Origin of the sequence: Streptomyces sp. NPDC005811, assembly GCF_040630405.1 — a bacterium.
Lineage (GTDB): Bacteria > Actinomycetota > Actinomycetes > Streptomycetales > Streptomycetaceae > Streptomyces.
On record NZ_JBEXXK010000004.1, the window covers coordinates 297,830 to 315,365 of the forward strand.

At 74.7% G+C, this 17,536-nt stretch carries 18 protein-coding genes; 7 read left to right on the forward strand and 11 right to left on the reverse strand.

Annotation, left to right across the window (positions count from 1 at the left end; all coding sequences use genetic code 11):
- Nucleotides 1-347: 347 nt before the first annotated feature.
- Both ABZ490_RS06430 and ABZ490_RS06435 read right to left on the reverse strand, forming a co-directional pair.
- Nucleotides 348-803, reverse strand: a complete 456-nt coding sequence (locus ABZ490_RS06430) for a cyclic nucleotide-binding domain-containing protein (protein WP_358985030.1) — start codon at nt 801-803, stop codon at nt 348-350.
- 279 nt (nt 804-1,082) lie between these two features.
- Complete coding sequence (locus tag ABZ490_RS06435) at nt 1,083-1,304, reverse strand: hypothetical protein (protein WP_358985033.1); 222 nt, start codon at nt 1,302-1,304, stop codon at nt 1,083-1,085.
- Nucleotides 1,305-1,498: 194 nt separating this feature from the next.
- Between ABZ490_RS06435 and ABZ490_RS06440 the strand changes: the two genes are divergently transcribed.
- The 5 genes from ABZ490_RS06440 (at nt 1,499) to ABZ490_RS06460 (ending at nt 5,528) form a co-directional block, all read left to right on the forward strand.
- Entirely contained in the window at nt 1,499-1,960 is a 462-nt protein-coding gene (locus ABZ490_RS06440; RefSeq protein ID WP_358985036.1) for an ATP-binding protein, read from the forward strand.
- A gap of 195 nt (nt 1,961-2,155) precedes the next feature.
- Nucleotides 2,156-2,995, forward strand: coding sequence for a SigB/SigF/SigG family RNA polymerase sigma factor (locus ABZ490_RS06445; RefSeq protein ID WP_358985039.1), 840 nt, complete (start codon nt 2,156-2,158; stop codon nt 2,993-2,995).
- A 289-nt stretch (nt 2,996-3,284) separates the two neighbouring features.
- Nucleotides 3,285-4,151: an ANTAR domain-containing protein gene (locus ABZ490_RS06450; RefSeq protein ID WP_358985041.1), complete on the forward strand. Its 867-nt coding sequence runs from the start codon at nt 3,285-3,287 to the stop codon at nt 4,149-4,151.
- Nucleotides 4,152-4,231: 80 nt separating this feature from the next.
- Nucleotides 4,232-5,068, forward strand: coding sequence for a DUF1206 domain-containing protein (locus tag ABZ490_RS06455; protein WP_358985044.1), 837 nt, complete (start codon nt 4,232-4,234; stop codon nt 5,066-5,068).
- Nucleotides 5,069-5,096: 28 nt separating this feature from the next.
- A complete protein-coding gene (locus tag ABZ490_RS06460; protein WP_358985047.1) occupies nt 5,097-5,528 on the forward strand; it encodes a hypothetical protein in 432 nt (143 codons plus the stop codon).
- A gap of 8 nt (nt 5,529-5,536) precedes the next feature.
- Here the strand turns inward: ABZ490_RS06460 and ABZ490_RS06465 are convergent, their stop codons facing one another.
- Both ABZ490_RS06465 and ABZ490_RS06470 read right to left on the reverse strand, forming a co-directional pair.
- Nucleotides 5,537-7,774 (reverse strand): FUSC family protein, encoded by a 2,238-nt coding sequence (locus ABZ490_RS06465; RefSeq protein WP_358985049.1) that lies wholly within the window; start codon nt 7,772-7,774, stop codon nt 5,537-5,539.
- 20 nt (nt 7,775-7,794) lie between these two features.
- Nucleotides 7,795-9,171, reverse strand: a complete 1,377-nt coding sequence (locus ABZ490_RS06470) for an NAD(P)/FAD-dependent oxidoreductase (RefSeq protein ID WP_358985052.1) — start codon at nt 9,169-9,171, stop codon at nt 7,795-7,797.
- 224 nt (nt 9,172-9,395) lie between these two features.
- Here ABZ490_RS06470 and ABZ490_RS06475 point away from each other — a divergent pair, with 224 nt between their 5' ends.
- A complete protein-coding gene (locus ABZ490_RS06475) occupies nt 9,396-9,857 on the forward strand; it encodes a MarR family transcriptional regulator (protein ID WP_358985055.1) in 462 nt (153 codons plus the stop codon).
- Between the two features lie 151 nt (nt 9,858-10,008).
- Here the strand turns inward: ABZ490_RS06475 and ABZ490_RS06480 are convergent, their stop codons facing one another.
- The 6 genes from ABZ490_RS06480 to ABZ490_RS06505 are packed head-to-tail and all read right to left on the reverse strand — an operon-like array spanning nt 10,009 to nt 15,769.
- Nucleotides 10,009-11,730, reverse strand: a complete 1,722-nt coding sequence (locus ABZ490_RS06480) for a SpoIIE family protein phosphatase (RefSeq protein ID WP_358985058.1) — start codon at nt 11,728-11,730, stop codon at nt 10,009-10,011.
- Entirely contained in the window at nt 11,727-12,764 is a 1,038-nt protein-coding gene (locus tag ABZ490_RS06485) for an ATP-binding SpoIIE family protein phosphatase (protein WP_358985122.1), read from the reverse strand. Before ABZ490_RS06485 ends, ABZ490_RS06480 begins: the two co-directional genes overlap by 4 nt.
- On the reverse strand, nt 12,764-13,207 hold the full coding sequence (locus tag ABZ490_RS06490) for an anti-sigma regulatory factor (RefSeq protein WP_358985061.1): 444 nt from the start codon (nt 13,205-13,207) through the stop codon (nt 12,764-12,766). The genes ABZ490_RS06485 and ABZ490_RS06490 overlap by 1 nt, the downstream gene beginning before the upstream one ends.
- Complete coding sequence (locus ABZ490_RS06495) at nt 13,204-13,620, reverse strand: STAS domain-containing protein (protein WP_358985064.1); 417 nt, start codon at nt 13,618-13,620, stop codon at nt 13,204-13,206. The genes ABZ490_RS06490 and ABZ490_RS06495 overlap by 4 nt, the downstream gene beginning before the upstream one ends.
- Entirely contained in the window at nt 13,617-14,516 is a 900-nt protein-coding gene (locus ABZ490_RS06500; RefSeq protein WP_358985067.1) for an STAS domain-containing protein, read from the reverse strand. The genes ABZ490_RS06495 and ABZ490_RS06500 overlap by 4 nt, the downstream gene beginning before the upstream one ends.
- Before the next feature lie 35 nt (nt 14,517-14,551).
- Nucleotides 14,552-15,769, reverse strand: coding sequence for a PP2C family protein-serine/threonine phosphatase (locus ABZ490_RS06505; RefSeq protein ID WP_358985070.1), 1,218 nt, complete (start codon nt 15,767-15,769; stop codon nt 14,552-14,554).
- 117 nt (nt 15,770-15,886) lie between these two features.
- Between ABZ490_RS06505 and ABZ490_RS06510 the strand changes: the two genes are divergently transcribed.
- Nucleotides 15,887-16,372 (forward strand): MarR family transcriptional regulator, encoded by a 486-nt coding sequence (locus ABZ490_RS06510; protein ID WP_358985125.1) that lies wholly within the window; start codon nt 15,887-15,889, stop codon nt 16,370-16,372.
- Nucleotides 16,373-16,570: 198 nt separating this feature from the next.
- Here the strand turns inward: ABZ490_RS06510 and ABZ490_RS06515 are convergent, their stop codons facing one another.
- Nucleotides 16,571-16,960: an STAS domain-containing protein gene (locus ABZ490_RS06515; protein ID WP_358985073.1), complete on the reverse strand. Its 390-nt coding sequence runs from the start codon at nt 16,958-16,960 to the stop codon at nt 16,571-16,573.
- Nucleotides 16,961-17,536 lie beyond the last annotated feature (576 nt).

Below are 17,536 nucleotides of genomic sequence, written 5' to 3' on the forward strand. Positions count from 1 at the left end.
TTTCGGGTGCCTGCCGGTCCGCCTTGGCGGTTCCCGCGTCCGCTCGGTCTGGTCCGACGGTCCCGGCCGGTGGCTGAAGCGTCCGGCCGGTCTCGTCCTGGCGGTTGCAGCGCCTGCCGGTCCGCCCTGGCGGTTCCTGCGTCCGACGGTCCCGGCCGGTGGCTGTCGCGTTCGATGGTCCCGGTCGGTGGCTGCCGTGTCCGGTCGATCCCGTCCCGGTGGCTGAAGCGTCCGGCCGGTCTCGTCCCGGCGGTTCCTGCGTCTGCCGGTCCCGGCCAGGCGGCTGTCGCGTCCGGCGGACCGCCCCGGCGGGTGTCGCGGCCGGCCGGTGCTCCCGTTCGGGCGGGCTACAGTGACCGGTGGCGGTGGGTGCCGTACTGGTCCAGCAGGCGGCCCCGGGTCATCTCCAGGCGGTGGGCGAGGATCTCGGCGACGATCCGGACCAGCGTCACCCCGAGCGCCGGATCCTCCTCGCAGAGCTTCAGCACCGGCTGCGCCTCGAACTCGTAGGCGCGGACCGGGCTGAACGCCTCGGCGCCGAAGTCCCACTGGTACGGCGGGAAGAGCCAGGACCAGCCAAGCAGATCACCGGCGCCGAGGCTCGCGACGGTGACCCGCTGCACCGAGGTCACCTGCTGGACGAGGGAGACCGCGCCGGAGCGGACCACCCAGAAACGGTCGGCCCGGCCCCCCGCCTCGAAGATCCGGGTGTCCTCCGGGAAGGAGACCTCCCGGGCGAGCTCCATCAGACGGCGGCGCTGGGGCGGGGGAAGGGCGGTCAGCAGTTTGGTCGCTTTGGTCATGGCGCGGTGCTCCTCGCCGGGCGATCGGTCGCGGTGCTTGTCTCCACAGCCCATTTCAGCCGCTGCCGGCCCGCCGGGCACCTCGGCGGAGGTGACTTTCGGTACCGGGGCAGGAAAAAGCCCTGGCTGGACGGGGGAAGCCAGCCAGGGCCGTCAAGGATGGTGTGCGAAGGAGACAGAGGCTCGACCTCGCTCACCGCCTATGGGTGAACCGTAAACCATCCAAGCAGATTTCGCGTACCCGGAACCCGGTCACGTGACCCGTTTCACTTCGCCGGCTCAGTGTCGTACGCCCGCCCGGCCCGGTGTCACGATCTCGTCCAGGATCCTGAGCACCGCCTCGTACGCCAGCCCCCGCACCCGCGCCTCGCGCGCCGCGTCCGGATCGTCCCGCTCCAGCTCACCGCTCCGGGCCCGCCAGCTCCGCAGCTCCTCCCGCGCACAGGCCCTCGCGCGCTGGATGCGGCGCAGCAGCTCACCCGCGTCCACGACATCGGTCATGCCTGATATGTACCCCCCGGCGCCCGCTCCGACGACTCCCGGCGCCCCGCAGGTTTGGAGTCCGCCGGGGCGGCCAGCCGCACCAGAGAGGGGCCCGCGCAGCCCGGAGGGGAGAACACCGGGCGCACCCGTGGACCGCGGGCCCCTCGGTACGACTCAACCACCCGCACGGGAACGGCCAGGGGAGCGAAAGGATGCGTGTCAACGGAACGACCGACCGCACGGACGCAGACGAGGCACTCGACGCGCCGCGCGGACCGGACCCCCACACCGGGGAGGTCCACTGCCGGCCCTGCGACGTCCGTCGGGCCGTACACCGCGCGGTGACCGCGCGGTGCGGGGACGGCGGACGCCCGTACGACGAGCAGGCCCTCTGCGACGCCCTGCTCGTCGCCTCGGAACTCACCACCAACGCCATCCTCCACGGCGGCGGCGTCACCGCGTACGACGTCGACCTCGACGGACCCGCCGTCCGGGTCTCCGTGAGCGACCGCAGCGACCGGCTGCCGGTGGTCGCCCCGCCGCTCGACGAGCACGGACGCACCCGCACCGGCGGCCGGGGCTGGCTCATCGTGTGCCGGCTGGCCCGCGACGTCCAGGTGTCCGGCCTGCCCTCCGGCGGCAAGCGCATCACCGCCGTGGTCCCCGTGTACTGAAGCCGCGCGTACGCAAAGGCCGTCCCCGAACGGAGTTTGTTCCTCCGGCCCCCGGGCAGACGGAGGTTCGTGCTTCGGACCGGAGGCGCGCCGACGGGAGCGGTATGTCCGCTCCGGGCCGCTCCCACGAGCCCCGGACGACGACGGCCCTCCCGTGGTCACATCCCGAGACGACCGTTCAGGAGCCGATCCAGCATGCTCACCGACCTGTCGACCAGCCGTACCGCAGGATCCGCCCGCCCCACGGGGCGGACCCGGCGGTCCCACGACGACGCCCCTGACACCGCCCGCCTGTTCGCCCGCCTGACCGGTCTCGCGCAGGGACCGGAACGGGACGCCGTGCGCGACGAGATCGTCACCGCCTGGCTGCCCATGGCCCACCGCATCGCTGGCCGGTTCCGCGACCGCGGCGAGGCCGTCGAGGACCTGCGGCAGGTGGCCGCGCTCGGTCTGGTGAAGGCCGTCGACCGCTTCGACCCCGAGCGCGGCGCCTTCGAGAGCTACGCCGTGCCCACCATCACCGGCGAGATCAAACGGCACTTCCGCGACCGGATGTGGGCGCTGCGCGTCCCCCGCCGGGTCCAGGAACTGCGCAACAAGGTCCGGATCGCCCGCCGCGAACTGACCCAGAACCCGGGCTCCCCGGAGCCCTCGGTCGCCGATCTCGCCGCCCGCACGGGCCTGACCGAGGACGAGGTCGGCGCCGGTCTGGAGGCCCTGGACAGCTTCAGCACCCTCTCCCTGGACGCCGAACTGCGCACCGACGACGAGGGCTACAGCCTCGCCGACACCCTGGGCGGCCCGGACGCCTCGTACGACACCGTCGTCGACCGCGAGTCCGCCCGGCAGGGCCTGCGCCGCCTGCCCGAACGCGAACGCGCCATCCTCTACATGCGCTTCTTCGAGGACATGACCCAGAGCCGGATCGCCGACCGGCTCGGCATCTCCCAGATGCACGTCTCCCGGCTCATCAGCCGCAGCTGCGAGCGGGTGCGCGAGGAGGCGCTGGGGGGCCGATGCGACGGCCGCGCGTGAACCGCACACCGAGCCCCACCGGCGTCGGCCCGCTCGGATCGACGGAGAGATCGGCGGAGAGATCGACGGAGAGGAAGGCCGCCAGGGCCCTGGATCGCCGCGCACGAGGTCGCGGCGGGCCACGTGACCGCGACCGCGGACGGGCCGGGGGACGTCGTCCTGGCCATCTGCGGCAGGGGAGACCGACGCCGGGACCAGGGACGGCACGTCTACGCATGAGGGGGCGGGGCAGGCGCGCCACGGCAGCCGCGCGCGAGCGGCTGCGGCACACCGACCGGACGGAGACGCCATGACCGCTCCTCTGCCAGGGACGGCGGACGAGGACCCCCAGCGCGGGGAGGTGCTGCGGCTGCGCGCCGAGGTGCGCGATCTGCGCGCCCGAATCCACGCCTACCCACTGATCTCGCAGGCCCAGGGCATGCTCCAGGAGCGCTACGCCCTTCCCGACGCGGACGGGGCCTTCTCGCTCATGCGGCGTGCCTCCCAGCGGTACAACGTCAAGATGCGCACGCTCGCCGCGGCCCTGGTGAGCACCCCCCGGCCCGACGAACGGACGGCGCTGTGGTTCCCGCGGCGCGTGCGCCGGCCGGAGCCGCCGCTGGCCTTCGTGCCGCAGGACGGGCGGGGCGGCGGCAGCCGGGGTGCGGTGCTGGGAGCGGTGCTGCACCGGACGCTCGACGTGGTGGGCGCCGACATGGGCAATGTACAGACCGTGGACCGGGTCACCGGACAGCTGCGCATCGAGCGGCACACCGGGCTGACCGAGGAGTTCCTCGACTTCTTCGCGTACGTCGGCGAGGAGGGCACCTCCTGTGCGAAGGCCGCGAGCGAGGTCGCCCAGGTCACCGTGCGGGACGTGGAACGTGACCCGGTGTTCACCGAGCCCGCCCGCCGGGCCGTCCTCGCCGCCGGCAGCCGCGCCTGTCACAGCGTGCCCCTGACCACGGCGTCCGGGGCCTGCGTCGGGATGGTCTCGGCCCACGTCGACCGGCCCCTGGACGGCCTGCGCACCACCCAGCTCACCACCCTCGCCGCGCTGGGCGCACAGGCGGGCCACTGGCTGGTCTGGCACGAACGGACGGTACTGCTCGACGCCCTGGAGCATCTGCACGCCCTCGGCCGCAGCCAACGAGCGGCACGGGCGGGCAACAGCTGAGCCGGCCGCCCCGTCGCCCGCGTCCGGGCGTGCCGGGCGCTCGGCGGGGCAGCCGCCTCACGACGACCAGGGGAGGACGAATGAACACGAGTGCCCTGATGCGCGAGGGCGGAGCCGAGGCCCGGCGCGCCGCGCGCGGATCCGTGGTGAAGGGGGCCGCGAGAGCCGGCTTCGCCGCGCGAGGAGTGATCTATCTGCTCGTCGGGGTGCTGGCCCTGCGGATCGCCTTCGGGCATCCCGGACGGGAGGCCGACCGGCAGGGCGCCCTCGGCGAGCTGGCACGGCAGCCCTTCGGCGCCGTACTGCTGTGGGCCCTGGGCGCGGGACTGGCCGGGATGGCCGTGTGGCGGCTGTCCGAGGCGGTCTTCGGCGTGGCCGGGCCCGAGGGGCGCACGGCCCGGAAACGGCTCCTCGCCCTGGCACGGTGCGGGTTCTACTCCTTCGTCGCCTACTCCGTCCTGGCGCTCGCCGCCGGCTCGGGCAGTGGCGGCGGCTCGAGCGACCGGCAGTCCAAGGACGTCACCGCCCGGCTGCTCGACGTGCCGGCCGGGCAGTGGATCGTGGGCGCCGGGGGTGCGGGGATCATCGTGGCCGGCGTGTGGATCGGCGGTCGGGCCGTCACCCGGGCCTACCACGAGAAGATGCGGCTGGGCGCCCTGTCCCGGGGGGTCCGGCGGCTGGTGGACGTCACCGGCGTGGGCGGCGGAGCGGCCCGCGGCCTGGTGTTCGCCGCCGTCGGCGCCTTCGCCGTACGTGCCGCCGTCGACTACGACCCCGACCACGCCAAGGGGCTCGACGACACCCTGCGCTCGTTCGCCCGTACGCCCGCCGGACCGGCCCTGCTGGCCTGTGTCGCGGCCGGCCTCGTCCTGTTCGGACTCTTCTCCTTCGCGATGGCCCGCTGGCGCGAGGTCTGACACCCGGATGCCGGGGAACCCGCAGCACATGAACGAATCCGAGTTCCCGCCGGACGCACGGCCCGTCGACATGTACCTCGGCCTTCTGCGCCTCCGCATGGAGAGCGAGGACTACCGGCTGCTGATGAGGATCGTCGGCCCGGCGTTGCGCGCCCTGGAAGAACAGCCACCGGAGACCCTCGACTTCGCCCTGGACCCGGACGACAGCGACGAACTGCCCCAGGAGATCCGCGACGAGGCCGCCCTGGTCATCGCCACCGCCCTCACCGGCCGCCTGGACAACCAGCTCGTCGAGATCCACGTGGACGGCACCGGCCCGGTCCGGGTGGTCACCGACGCGGTCACCGCCGAGGACCCCGCCCGGCTGGCCGAGATCGCCGGCTGCATCCGGCAGCGGCAGCACGACATCGAGGAACTGCGTGGCATCGCCGCCGCGAGCGACCTGCCCGCCGACTTCTGACGCCCGCGTCACACCGGTGACTGGGGCCCGGTGACCGGCACCCCCAGCGGCCGGGTCAGCGGCACCCCCAGCGGCCGGGCGAGACCCAGCACGGCCTCGTCCAGCCGCTGGAGGTGCCGCAGCACCCGGTCGGTGACCCGGCCGTAGCGCGGGGTGCCGATCCCGCCCGGTTTCAGCAGCGAGGCGACGCTCGGCCCGGTGACCACCTCGGCCGTGGCGGGCTCCCCGGCGACCCGGGCGGCGATCGCGCCGATGTTGTGCAGGATCCGCTGCCCGGCCCCGCGCAGCCGGGGATCCGCCGCGATCGACGGGTGCGTGGGCAGCAGCTCCGCGGTCGCCGCCAGCGAACGGGCGTGGTAGGCGCAGGTCTCCAGCAGCGCGACCACGTACTGCGCGGTGTCCCGCCGGGTCCGCAGCGGGCTCACCGGATGCGTCAGCGGCTGGGTGGCCGCCCGCAGGTCCGCCAGCGCCTCGTCCAGGTCCCGGGCCAGGTCCAGCAGCTCGGCCGGCGGCTCCCCGCTCAGCTGGCCGACCGCGGCCGAGGTGACGTCGGCCAGCCGGTCCAGGACGGTCGTCAGCAGCTCGTTCGTCCGGCGGTCGGTGTGCACCGGCAGCACCAGCGCCGCCGCGGCCACCCCGCAGGCCGCCCCGATCGCCGTCTCCTCGATCCGCAGCACCAGCACCGACAGGCTGTAGGTGTGCAGCAGCGTGTACAGCACCCCGAGCGCCGCCGTGACGAAGAACGACGAGAGCGTGTACGACAGCGGTGCCGTGTAGAACATCGCGAACACGCACAGCAGCACCACCGTGAACGCCGTCCAGGTGTGATGCCCGGCGATCCCCGCGAGCAGGATGCCCGCGACCACCCCGAGCACGGTCCCCAGCAACCGGCGGGAGCCCTTGACCAGGATCTCGCCGGTGGACGCGGTGTTGAGGAACACGATCCAGCAGGTCAGCACCGCCCAGTACCATCGGTGCGCGGACAGCAGCTCGCCCCCGACCATGGCCAGCGACGAGCCGACGGCGACCTGGACCGCGGCCCGGGTGGTCGGCCGCCGCAGCCCCGTCTCCGTGGGCTCCTCCTCCTCGGCGGCGATGGCCGCGTCCTCCGCGTCCAGCTCCTCCCGGGAGCGGGCCGCCTCGGGACTGTCCTCCGACTCGTCCTGGGGTCCGTCGAGCGCGATCCGCAGCCCCAGCACCGCCCGCGTCGCCTCGCCCAGCCCCCGGAACACGTCCTGCACGTCCGGGGACGCCGCCGGCAGGTTCTCCTCGTCCCGGTACCCGAGCAGCCGGTTGCGCACCTGCGCCATGCCCGTGCCGTCCGCCGCGGGCTGCCGTACGAGGAGCCCGAGGGCCGTCAGATCCCGGCGCAGGACGTCCAGCGCCTCGTCCCGCACCGGCAGCTCGCCCCCCTCCGGCAGCGGAGCCCCGGGCAGATGCATGGTCAGGGTGTCGGCCCGCTCCGCGCTGCGCGCCGTCAGCAGCAGCAGGCCCAGCCGCTCGGCGGTGATCTCCGCGTCGGCGATCCGGCGCTGCACCAGCCGGGCCACCGCCTCGTCCGAGGTGCCCTCCTCCAGCCGGCCCTGGATCATCATGGCCGTCTCGTGCAGCCGCGCGGTGCCCTCCCGGGTGTGCTCCAGCGCCTTCTCCACGTCCTCGGGGCCGGCGTCCAGCAGCTCCAGCTGGGCGTCGAGCAGCTGCGCCAGCCGGGCCCGGAACGCCTGCCGCAGCCGCTCCAGGACCGCCGTCGGGGTCTGCGGCACCAGCAGGAACCGGGCCGTCGCGCTGCACGCGAACGCGACCGCGATCACCCCGCAGAACCCGGCCAGGTCGTCGGTGGTGACCCCGACGAACAGGGCCAGGAAGTAGACCTGGAAGCCGATCAGCCCCAGCGTGGTGCCCCGGTCGCCGAACCGGCGGCCGTACACCGCGCAGAAGATGAGCACCACGAAGAAGACGTCACCGGCCACCTGCCGGGTGCCGAGGAGCGCCGCCACCGACACCGAGGCGAGCGCCGTCGGCAGGCCCAGCGCCAGCGTGAGCGCCTGCCGGGGCCGCTGCTTCTCCCGGATGGCGAAGGTCGCCACCATCGCCGCGATGGCCCCCGCGACCAGATGCTGGACGTCCGCCCCGAGCAACGAGAGCACGGCCAGCGTGAGCGAGATCGCGGCCACCGTCCGCAGCCCCGCCGCCAGCCGCAGCAGCCCGGGATCGGACGCGGCGACCCGGTCGCGCCACCGGGCCACCGCGCTCGTCCCCGCCTCCGTCACCCGGACCCGGGACCCGAGCCCTCGACGTGCGCCCGCACCTGCTCGGGCGTCAGATAGCTGTCCGTGTACTCGAAGTCCTTCAGCTTGGCGGACCGGCGCGCCTGGAACCCGGTGCGGACGAAATCGTCGCCCGCGATCGCGTTCAGGGTCCAGTTCGTCAGCACCCGCGCCTTGGCCACGCCCGTGCGCAGCGCCGACCAGTGGTAGCCGCGCGCCACGACCTGCGCGGGCAGCCCCCGCAGCTCGATGCCGAGCGGCTTGGACACCGCGTCGGTGCCGCCGAGGTCGACGACCAGACCGAGGTCCTTGTGCACGTACGGCCGCGTCGGCCGCCCGCGCAGCTTCGCCACGACGTTGTCGGCGACGACCTTGCCCTGCCGCATGGCGTGCTGCGCGGTCGGCGGGCAGACCGCGTCCGGGTCGTCCTTCGCCTCGTCCGGCACCGCGGCCGCGTCGCCGAGGGCGAACACCCCGTCCTGGCCCGGCAGGTCCAGATGGGAGGTGACCGCGAGCCGTCCGCGCACGGTCTCCGCGCCGAGCGTGGCGATCAGCGGGCTCGCCACCACGCCGGCCGTCCAGATGAGCGTACGGGTCGGGATCACCCGTCCGTCGGTGAAGGTGACCTCCTCCGGGCCGGCCTTGGCGATGGACACGCCCAGCGAGATGTCGATGCCCCGCCGGCGCAGCACCTCCTGCGCGCTGGAGCCCAGCTTGTCGCCCAGCTCCGGCATCAACTTGGGCGCGATGTCGATGAGATGCCACTTGATCAGGGCGGGGTCGATCCGGGGATAGCGCTTGACCGCGTTGTGCGTGAGCAGTTGCAGACAGGCGGCGGTCTCGGTGCCCGCGTAGCCACCGCCCACGACCACGAACTGGAGCCGGGAGGCCCGCTCGGCGGGGTCGTGGCTGGCGTCGGCGAGGTCGAGCTGGGTGATGACGTGGTCGCGGACGTAGGCGGCCTCGGCGAGCGTCTTCATGCCGAAGGCGTGCTCGGTCAGCCCCGGGATGTCGAAGGTGCGGGTCACACTGCCGGGAGCCAGCACGATGTAGTCGTACGGCTCGTTGACGATCTCGTCGGTGATGGTGCGGATGACGCAGACCTTCGCCTTCAGGTCCACGCCGATGGCGCCGCCCGGGATGATCCGGGTGCGGTACTTCTTGCTGCGCCGCAGCGACACGGCGATCGACTGGGGCGTCAGCACCCCCGAGGCGACCTGCGGCAGCAACGGCAGATAGAGCTGGTAGGCGAACGGCGTCACCAGAGTGATCTCGGCCTCCGCGGTGGCGAGCGCGCGTTCCAGACGGCGAACGCATCCCACTCCGGCGAAGCCCGCGCCCACCACCAGGATCCTGGGTCGTGTCACGGTGTCCATCCCTTTCTGCGGCTCCAGGCGTCTGACGTCCTGCGTGTGCCCTCCGCGAGCCGTCGCACCCCATCGATCCCACCCCGCCCGGACCGGTTCCGCCAGCCGGGCGAGGCATGCAGACGAACGTTTCTGCTGAGGCTCCCGTCGTACCCCGCACAAGGGCCGTGTACGCCAGGTACCTCCGGGTAGGCCGAGGTACATGACAACTGCGGTGGCCGGAGGGTACTGACGTGGAGCGCGCGGAGGGCTGCGACGCCCCGGGAGGCCCCCAGGCGGCGGCGCGGCACCTCGCCGACGCGGTGGAGTCCCTGGTGGCCTGCTGGCTCGCGGCGGCCGAGGAGGCGGTGCCCCGGCTGCCCGCCCGGCAGCTGCTCGCGCTCAGGACGGTCCGGCGCAGACCCGAGCTCAATCTGACCGCGCTCGCCGAGCACCTCGGCATCGGCGTGCCCACCGCGAGCCGGCTCTGCGACCGGTTGGAGGCCGCGGGCCTGATCGAGCGGACCGTGCAGCCGCGCAACCGGCGCGAGGTCCAGCTCGTGGTCACGGCCTACGGCAGCCGGGTCCTCACCGACGTCACGGAACGACGGGTACACCGGCTCGCGTCGGTGCTCGCCAACCTGACCCCCGCCCAACGCACGGCACTGGAGCAGGGCTTGTACGCCTTCAGCCACGCATACACCGGAGAGACCTGACCCAACCCACCGCCCCCGGCCGCTCGTCACCGACGCCACCGGGGTATCGAGGCCTGACGGTCTCCCGGCCTGGCAGCCCGGCGGCCGCCCCGGCGGTAGCGCTGAGCGGCCGGTGGCCGGTGGCGGCGGGGCCGGGGATGGTTGAGTGGGGTCAGCGGCTTCCGGTCGGATCGGTGTCGGTGGGCGTGTCGAGGTGGCACAGCAGCAGGCACACGTCGTCGTCGCGTTCCGAGTCGCTCAGCATCGGGTCCAGGATGCGTTCCGCCGCGGCGGGCAGATCTCCCTCCAGCTCCTCCGTGCGGAATCCCCCCAGGGCCGCCGCGAGGCGTTCGATGCCCGGGTCTATGCCCTGGGCGCGCCGCTCGACCAGCCCGTCCGTGTACAGCGCCAGCGTCGATCCGGGCGCGAGCGGGACCGTGTGGTCGGCGATCTCCTGGCGCAGCGGGATGCCGAGCATCGCCCCCGGCTTGGCGTCCAGGGTCCGCACCCGACCGTCCGGACCGCGCAGCACCGGCGGCGGATGACCGGCGGCGGCCCAGGTCAGCGACGGCTCCCCGGGCCGGAACCGGGCGATCACCGCGGTGGCGTACAGATCGGGCTGGAGCTGGTGCAGGAAGACGTGCAGCCGGGTCAGCAGCTGCCCGGGGCTGGCGCCGTCGACGGCGTAGGCGCGCAGCGCGGTGCGCAGCTGGCTCATCATCACGGCCGCGTGCAGCCCGTGCCCGGTGACGTCCCCGATGACGACGATCAGACTGCCGTCCGGGCGGCGGAACGCGTCGTACCAGTCGCCGCCGATGTTCAGCCCGTACGTGGCGGGCAGATAGCGGGCCGCCAGGCGCAGACCGGGGACCCTCGGCAGTTCGGTGAGCAGGGCCCGCTGGAGCGTCTCGGCGATGTCCCGGTTGTGCTCGAAGCGGCGCGCGTTGTCCAGGGCGGTGCTCGCCCGCCGGGTCAGTTCCACCAGCATCACCGCGTCGTCGGGGTCCCAGCGCTCGCCCGGCGGGGTCAGCGTCAGCACGCCGAGCGGCGCGCGCCGGGTCGCCAGCGGTACGCACAGCATCGGACGGGCGGGATCCAGCGCCGACGGCGGGTGGTCGTCTATGCCCGGCAGCCCGCCGGGAGACGCGGCCGCGTACCGGGGCCGTCCGGTGCGGGCGGCGAGCACGGCCGCCGCCGGGTGCGCGGCCCGCTCCCCCCGGTCGTCGTCGGCGTCGAACAGCCAGACGTCGACCGTGCGGGCGTACTCGGGGACCAGCAGCTCGGGCAGCCGGCGCACGATCTGCTCCTGGTTGAGGGACGCCGTCAGCGCGGCGCTGGCGTTCGCCAGGAACGTCAGCCGGCGGCGGGCACTCTCCGCCTCCCGGCGGGCCGCCCGCTCCGCCGAGAACGCCTCGCGCTGCGCCCGCCCGGCGGCGTCGAGCTCCGCGTGCAGCGCCAGCACCCCCTGGTTGGTCTGGTGCAGTTCCTCGCGGTGGAAGCCGACGAGCTCCTCCTGCTCGGCGAGCCGGTCCAGCACCAGCGAGGTGTCCTCGTCGGCGCCCAGCAGGGCCTCCGCGAGCAGCGCCGGATCGTCCGCGACCTCGGTGCAGACCACGGCCCCGGACGGCTCAGGGCAGGGCGCCGCCGCACGCCACACGGGCTCCCCGGCCCCGGACAGGGGCAGGACCTCCAGCGCGAGCAGACCGTCGGCGGCATACGCGGTCAGCCGCCAGTCGCCGCCCTTGGTCAGACAGCGGCGCAGCCGTCCGCTGAGCGCCGCCGCGAGCCGGGTCCGCTCCAGGGGCGGCACGCCGTACGCGGCGGCGAGGCGGGCGATGGCGATCCGGGCGCGGGCCGCGTCGGTGACGGTGGTGATCTGCCAGCTGCGCGTCATGGGAGGTCCGGCGGGTCGGGGGACAGGACGGCCACCGCGGTGTCGTCGCGCACCGGGCGCGCGGAACTGCCCGCGTCGCGCACGGTCACCGCGGCCGTCACGGCGGGGTCGGCGCCCGGCAGACCGGGGCCGGACGGCGGCACCCAGCGGCTGGGCAGCCCGTCGGTGTGCAGGATGAGCAGCCGGTCCGCCGCCCAGGGCACCTCGGTCTCGGGCACGGTCGCGGGCCGGTGCACGCCGACGATGCCCGGCCGCGACAGCAGCGGACGCCAGACGCCGCCCTCGTACAGCCGGGCGCCCGTGTTGCCGACGCCCGCGAACCGCAGCCGCCCGGCCCGCGGATCGACCTGCGCCACCGCGACGGCCGCGCCCCGGGTGCCGCGCAGCGCCCCGTCGAGACTCCGCAGCACCTCGGCGGGGGAGAGATGGGCGCACCGCCGCAGCTCCTCGGCCGCCGCCGTCGAGGCGCGCGCGGCCTCGGGGCCGTGCCCGAGCCCGTCGGCCAGCATGAGCGTGAGCCGGCCGGCCGCGTGGACGCAGGTCCACAGGTCCCCGGAGTACGCCGCGCCCGCGAACGGCACGTTGATCCCGCCGGCCCGCGCGCCGACGGCGGGCACCCGCGGCGTGGCGTCCAGCCGGGCCACGGCGACCGTGCCCCGGCCCGGGGAGCCGTCCAGGCCGAAGGCGTCGGCCAGCCGGCGGCAGGTGCCGAGCCCCGCGCCGAGCGAACCCGTCGTGGAGAACCCGTCCACCAGGACGGCGGGCATGTCCGCGATGCCCGGACCGTGGTCGACCGCGGCGATCTGGAGCGACGGTGCCGCACCCTGCCCGGTGGGCGGCGCCACCGCCTCCACGAGCAACTGGCCCCCACCCGCGTGCTTGAGCAGGTTGGTGGCCAGCTCCGTCGCGATCAGGGCGGCCGCCGCGGTGCGAGACTCGTCCAGACCGGCGAGCGCCGCCGCCTCCTCGGCGGCCACCCGGGCGTCGCGCACCCGCGTCGAGTCGTGCACCGGTACGTCCCACACCCGCGCCATCAGAACCCCCCGCGCGGCCGGGGCGTCCGTGCCGTCCACGAGGTCACCGTGACGGTGGTGCCGACGCCGGGCGTGCTGTCGATGGCGAACTCGTGCACCAGCCGCCGTGCCCCGCCGAGCCCGAGCCCCAGTCCGTCGCCGGAGGTGTAGCCGTCGCTGAGCGCCCGCTCCAGGTCGGGGATGCCCGGCCCGCGGTCGCTGAACGTCAGCCGCAGCCCCTCGCGGCGGCCGTCGCCGACCCGGGTGGCCGTCACCTCGCCGCCACCGCCGTACACCAGGGTGTTGCGGGCCAGTTCGCTGGCCGCGGTGACCAGCTTGGTCTGGTCCACCAGGCCGAAGCCGAGCGTGGCGGACGCCTGGCGCACATGCTGGCGGACCCGGACCAGATCCAGGTCCGAGCGGATCGGCAGCCGGGCCTCGACGCCCGCGGCGGCCGCGCTCACCGGGCGCCCCGGTACGGGCCGCCGGGCCGGGCCGCGTCCGCCCGGCCGAGCAGCTCCAGCGCCGCCCCGGTGCTCAGTGCGGTGCGCAGCCCCGGCAGGGTCAGACCGAGTTCCACCAGGGTGAGCGCGACCGCCGGACGCATCCCGGCCACCACGGTCCGCGCGGCCAGCAGCCGGGCGTGCGCCGCGATCTCGGCCAGCACCCGGCCGAGGAAGGAGTCGACGATCTCCACCCCCGAGATGTCGATGACCACACCGGTCACCCGGCTGTCCACGATCGCCTGCGCGATGTCCTGCTGGAGCCGCGCGGCCATGCCGTCGTACAGATCGCCCTGGAGGGTGACCAGCAGGACGTCGCCGAGTCGGAGCACCGGTACGGAGACCGCGCCGGGCTGCGGGAAGTCGTCGTTCACCTGGCCGTCGCACCGCCGGGCTCCGCGCGCACGATGTCCGCGCCCAGCCGGTGCAGGGCGTACCCGAGGGCGTCGGCGAGGCTCGCCCGGGTGATCACCGTGCCCAGGTCGAGGCCGAGGTGCACGATGGTCTGCGCGATCGCGGGCCGGATGCCCGAGACGACGCACTCGGCGCCCATCAGCCGGACCGCCGCCACGGTCTTCATCAGATGCTGGGCGACGAGCGAGTCCACGGTCGGCACACCGGTGATGTCGAGGATCGCGAACCGGGCCTGCTCGTCGACGACCGACTCCAGCAGCGTCTCCATCACCACCTGGCTGCGGGCGCTGTCCAGGGTCCCGATCAGCGGGACCGCGACGATCCCGTCCCACAGCCGGATGACGGGGGTCGCCACCTCCATGAGTTGCAGCCGCTGCCGGTCGATCAGGGCCTCGCCCTCGCTCAGCGCGGTCTCCATCACCACCAGGCGCAGCGTGCCCATCAGGACGGTCAGCGCCGTCGTGCACGCCCGTACGTGCTCGGCCGACGCCTGCGGCAGCTCCGCGACGAGCAGTTCGGCGGCGGGCACCCGCAGGGCGTCCACCTCGGTCGACACCCGGGTCGGGGTGAGCCCGGTGCGGGCGCGCGCCGCCGCCATCCGCGACAACTGCTCGCGTACGACGGCGAATCCGGGGTCGCCCGGATCCTCCACGCGGCCGCGCCCGGCCACCTGGGCGAGCGCGTCGACCACGACCCGCCCCGCCTCCACGGCCTCGTCCCGGGCGACGGTGAACACCGTGCGGAACAGGGGCTCGTCGGCCCACCGCTGGGCGAGCTGCTCCCGCCGCCGGCGCAGGAACGCCCCGACCTCGCTCTCGGGCGTCCCGTGCTGTGCGGCCGTCTCGTGCTCCGGCAACCTGCCTCACTCCTCGTCTGGGTCCTGCTGCTGGGTCAGGGGGCGCCGGACGGGGACGCGGGGGGTTCGCCGAACCAGTCGAGGCACACCACCAGCGCGTCGTCGTCCGGCTCGGGTCTGCCGCGGTGCCCGGAGAGTTCCCGCAGGACCGCGGCCGGCACCTCCGCCGCCGGCAGCAGCGCCGCGGCGTTCACCGCCCGGGCCAGCGCCCGCTCGCCGTAGATCTCGCCGCCCGGCCCGGGCACCGCGTGCACGCCGTCGCTGACGAAGAGCAGCCGGTCGCCGGGCTCCAGGGTGAACTCCTGGGCGACGTAGTCCGTCTCCTCGAACATGCCGAGCGGCAGCTGGGCCTCCAGGTCCACCGCGGTCAGCACCCGGTCGCGCAGCAGCAGCATCCGCGGCGAGCCCGCGTCGACGATCTGGGCCCGGCCGGTGGACAGTTCGATGTCCACCAGCAGCACGGACAGATGCGCCTCGCCCCGGTAGTGGGCGTGGATCGCCTGGTCCGCCAGGGCCGCCTGGTCCGCGAGGGGAATGCCCGCGCGGCGGGCGTTGCGCAGGGCGTTGATGCCGAGCCCGGTCAGCAGGGACGCCTCGATGCCCTCGCCCATGCCGTTGGTGACGTACACCATGAGATGGTCCGCGGACGCCGACCAGTCGAAGTTGTCGCCGTGGATCGCGTACGCGGGCTGCAGCTGGGCGCCGAGCGCGTAGGCGTCCCGGGCGCAGGACCGGGCCGGCAGCAGCTGCCACTGCATCTCCGCGGCCAGCGTCAGCCGGTCGGTGCGGCGGGCCTGGAGATAGCGGTCGGTGTCGCGTTCGGCGACCACCAGTTCATGGCCCAGCAGCCGTGCCACCTCGGCGAGTTCGGCGAGCGGGCCGGGTCCGGCCGCCTCGGCGGGCAGGGTCACGGACAGCACGCCGAGCCGGTCGCCGCGCACGGTGACGGGGAGATGCGCGCGCACCCGGCCGCCGTCGAGCCCCTCGACGTGGGGCTCCTGGGCGCCGTAGGCCCGACCGACGGCGCCGGCGCGCACGGGCAGCGGGTCGGGCCCTTGCCCGGGGGCGCCGCCGTACGGCGCGGGGGAGACGGGCAGCAGGACGGTCGCGCCGTAGTCGGCGAGGCACAACTCGGCCGTCTCGGCGGCATAGTGGGCGCGGAGCACCTCGCGCAGCGCCTCGGGCACCTCGTGGGCGGCCGCGGAGCGCAGGGCGCGCCCGGCGGTCACGAGCCGGTTCACGATGTCGGTCACGCCTTTCTCGGAGTGGGGCCGGGACGGTCCGCGGGGGCCGCGGTGACGCGGCGGCCGGGCGGTGTCCGGCGGGGGTGGGCTGACAGCGTCACGGAAGCCTGGGAGAGTGGCTCCGTGATGTCCCCCTCCTCGCGCTCCTCGCGTCCGCAGCCCCAGCAGGTCGCGCGTGTGACCGCGGAGGCGGCGGAGCTGCTGGAGGTCCTGTGGGGCCGTGCCTCCACGGCCCCGGTCTCCGCCTCCCAGCTGCGGGTGCTGTTCATCCTGGAGCACAACGAAGGCATCAACCTGCGGACACTCGCCGACCATCTCGGCTCGACCCCGCCGTCGACCAGCCGACTGTGCGACCGGTTGCAGGCCGTGGGCTTCGTCGAGCGCAGGGCGGCGGCGAACAGCCGCCGGGAGCTCCAGCTCTTCCTGAGCCGGCACGGCCGTGCCTTCCTCACCGATCTGCGCGCGCGGCGCGAGAGCGCCCTGGAGGCGGTCCTGGAGCAGATGCCGGCCGCGCAGCGCGACGCGCTGCTGCGGGGTCTGGAGGCCTTCTGCGCCGCCGCGGCCGAACAGATCCACGAGCCGGCCGGCCCGGCCGACGCGGCCACGGCCTGAGCTCCTCGGGCGTCCGCCGCGGGCCGCCGTGGCGCGCCGCGGGTGGTCGTCCTCGCCCACCGGCACATCCGTGATCCCTCCCGCGTGACTGCCCCGCACACTTTGTTGCCTCATGCTCACAGTTGTCAAATGGCAACTGTTGCCCCTGGGTGCCCGCCGCACCTGCGCCTTTCCGGCGGGTGCGGCGCGGTTCCCCGCTCAGGCCTCCGGGACCGTCCCGGCCTCCCCCCGGTCGATGAGGTCCAGCGCGGCAGCGACCTCCTCCGAGATCGGCACGGTGAGGCTGACCCCGGTGAGATCGAGCACGCGCCGCACGGCGGGCGCCGGGGCGATGACATGGACGCTGCCGGGCAGGTCGCGGGCCTCGTGGTAGACGCGCAGGATGATGTTCATGCCGGACGAGTCCATGAAGGGCACGGCCGACAGATCGAGCAGGAAGTGGCGGCGGCCGTGGTGGAGCTGGTTCGCCAGCTGGGCCTGGAGCTCGGTCGCGGTGTCGAGGTCCAGATGGCCTTCGACCGTGACCAGGGCGACGTCCTCCCGGACCACGTCGACCTCGACGGACAGGGGGTGCTGGGCGGTGGACACGACTACCTCCGAAAGCTGACGGTCGGGACCGGTTGCCCCGCCGTGCGGCTACCCCGGGTCCCGCCCCTCATGCCCCGGCACCGATCACGGGCCACCCGGCCCGGTATGCGGACGCGACGGCCGGGTAGCCGCAGCGGTGGAACGCGTGAGACATGAGAAGGGACCGGCGTGACCATCGACGCACACCACGACCACCTGCCCGCCCCCCGCCGTAAGCGGACGCCGTGACCGCCCCGCGAAGCCGTCCGGCATGACGGACGACGCCCTCGCGGCGCCCGCCGCGACCCCCCGGACACCACCTGCCACCACGGCCCCGCCGCCACCTGCCACCACGGCCCCGCCGCCACCTGCCACCACGGCCCCGCCGCCACCTGCCACGACCACCCCGCCGTCTCCTGCCACGCCCGCCCGGTCGTCGACCGCCGGGGCTGGCTCGCCGTCGACCGCTCGGCCGTCGCCCGTCGCGACCAACCTGCCCTCGCGCGCCGCGCCCGCCCTGCCGTCTCCTGCCGCGACCGCCTGGTCGTCGACCGCCGGGGCTGGCTCGCCGTCGACCGCTCGGCCGTCGCCCGTCGC

What these genes read in the sequence shown, in the direction of transcription:
- ABZ490_RS06450 (WP_358985041.1), top strand. Translation starts at nt 3,285, where the DNA reads ATGACCGCTCCTCTGCCAGGGACGGCGGACGAGGACCCCCAGCGCGGG.
- ABZ490_RS06455 (WP_358985044.1), top strand. Translation starts at nt 4,232, where the DNA reads ATGAACACGAGTGCCCTGATGCGCGAGGGCGGAGCCGAGGCCCGGCGC.
- ABZ490_RS06430 (WP_358985030.1), bottom strand. Translation starts at nt 803, where the DNA reads ATGACCAAAGCGACCAAACTGCTGACCGCCCTTCCCCCGCCCCAGCGC.
- ABZ490_RS06470 (WP_358985052.1), bottom strand. Translation starts at nt 9,171, where the DNA reads ATGGACACCGTGACACGACCCAGGATCCTGGTGGTGGGCGCGGGCTTC.
- ABZ490_RS06460 (WP_358985047.1), top strand. Translation starts at nt 5,097, where the DNA reads ATGAACGAATCCGAGTTCCCGCCGGACGCACGGCCCGTCGACATGTAC.
- ABZ490_RS06440 (WP_358985036.1), top strand. Translation starts at nt 1,499, where the DNA reads ATGCGTGTCAACGGAACGACCGACCGCACGGACGCAGACGAGGCACTC.
- ABZ490_RS06435 (WP_358985033.1), bottom strand. Translation starts at nt 1,304, where the DNA reads ATGACCGATGTCGTGGACGCGGGTGAGCTGCTGCGCCGCATCCAGCGC.
- ABZ490_RS06480 (WP_358985058.1), bottom strand. Translation starts at nt 11,730, where the DNA reads ATGACGCGCAGCTGGCAGATCACCACCGTCACCGACGCGGCCCGCGCC.
- ABZ490_RS06485 (WP_358985122.1), bottom strand. Translation starts at nt 12,764, where the DNA reads ATGGCGCGGGTGTGGGACGTACCGGTGCACGACTCGACGCGGGTGCGC.
- ABZ490_RS06445 (WP_358985039.1), top strand. Translation starts at nt 2,156, where the DNA reads ATGCTCACCGACCTGTCGACCAGCCGTACCGCAGGATCCGCCCGCCCC.
- ABZ490_RS06510 (WP_358985125.1), top strand. Translation starts at nt 15,887, where the DNA reads ATGTCCCCCTCCTCGCGCTCCTCGCGTCCGCAGCCCCAGCAGGTCGCG.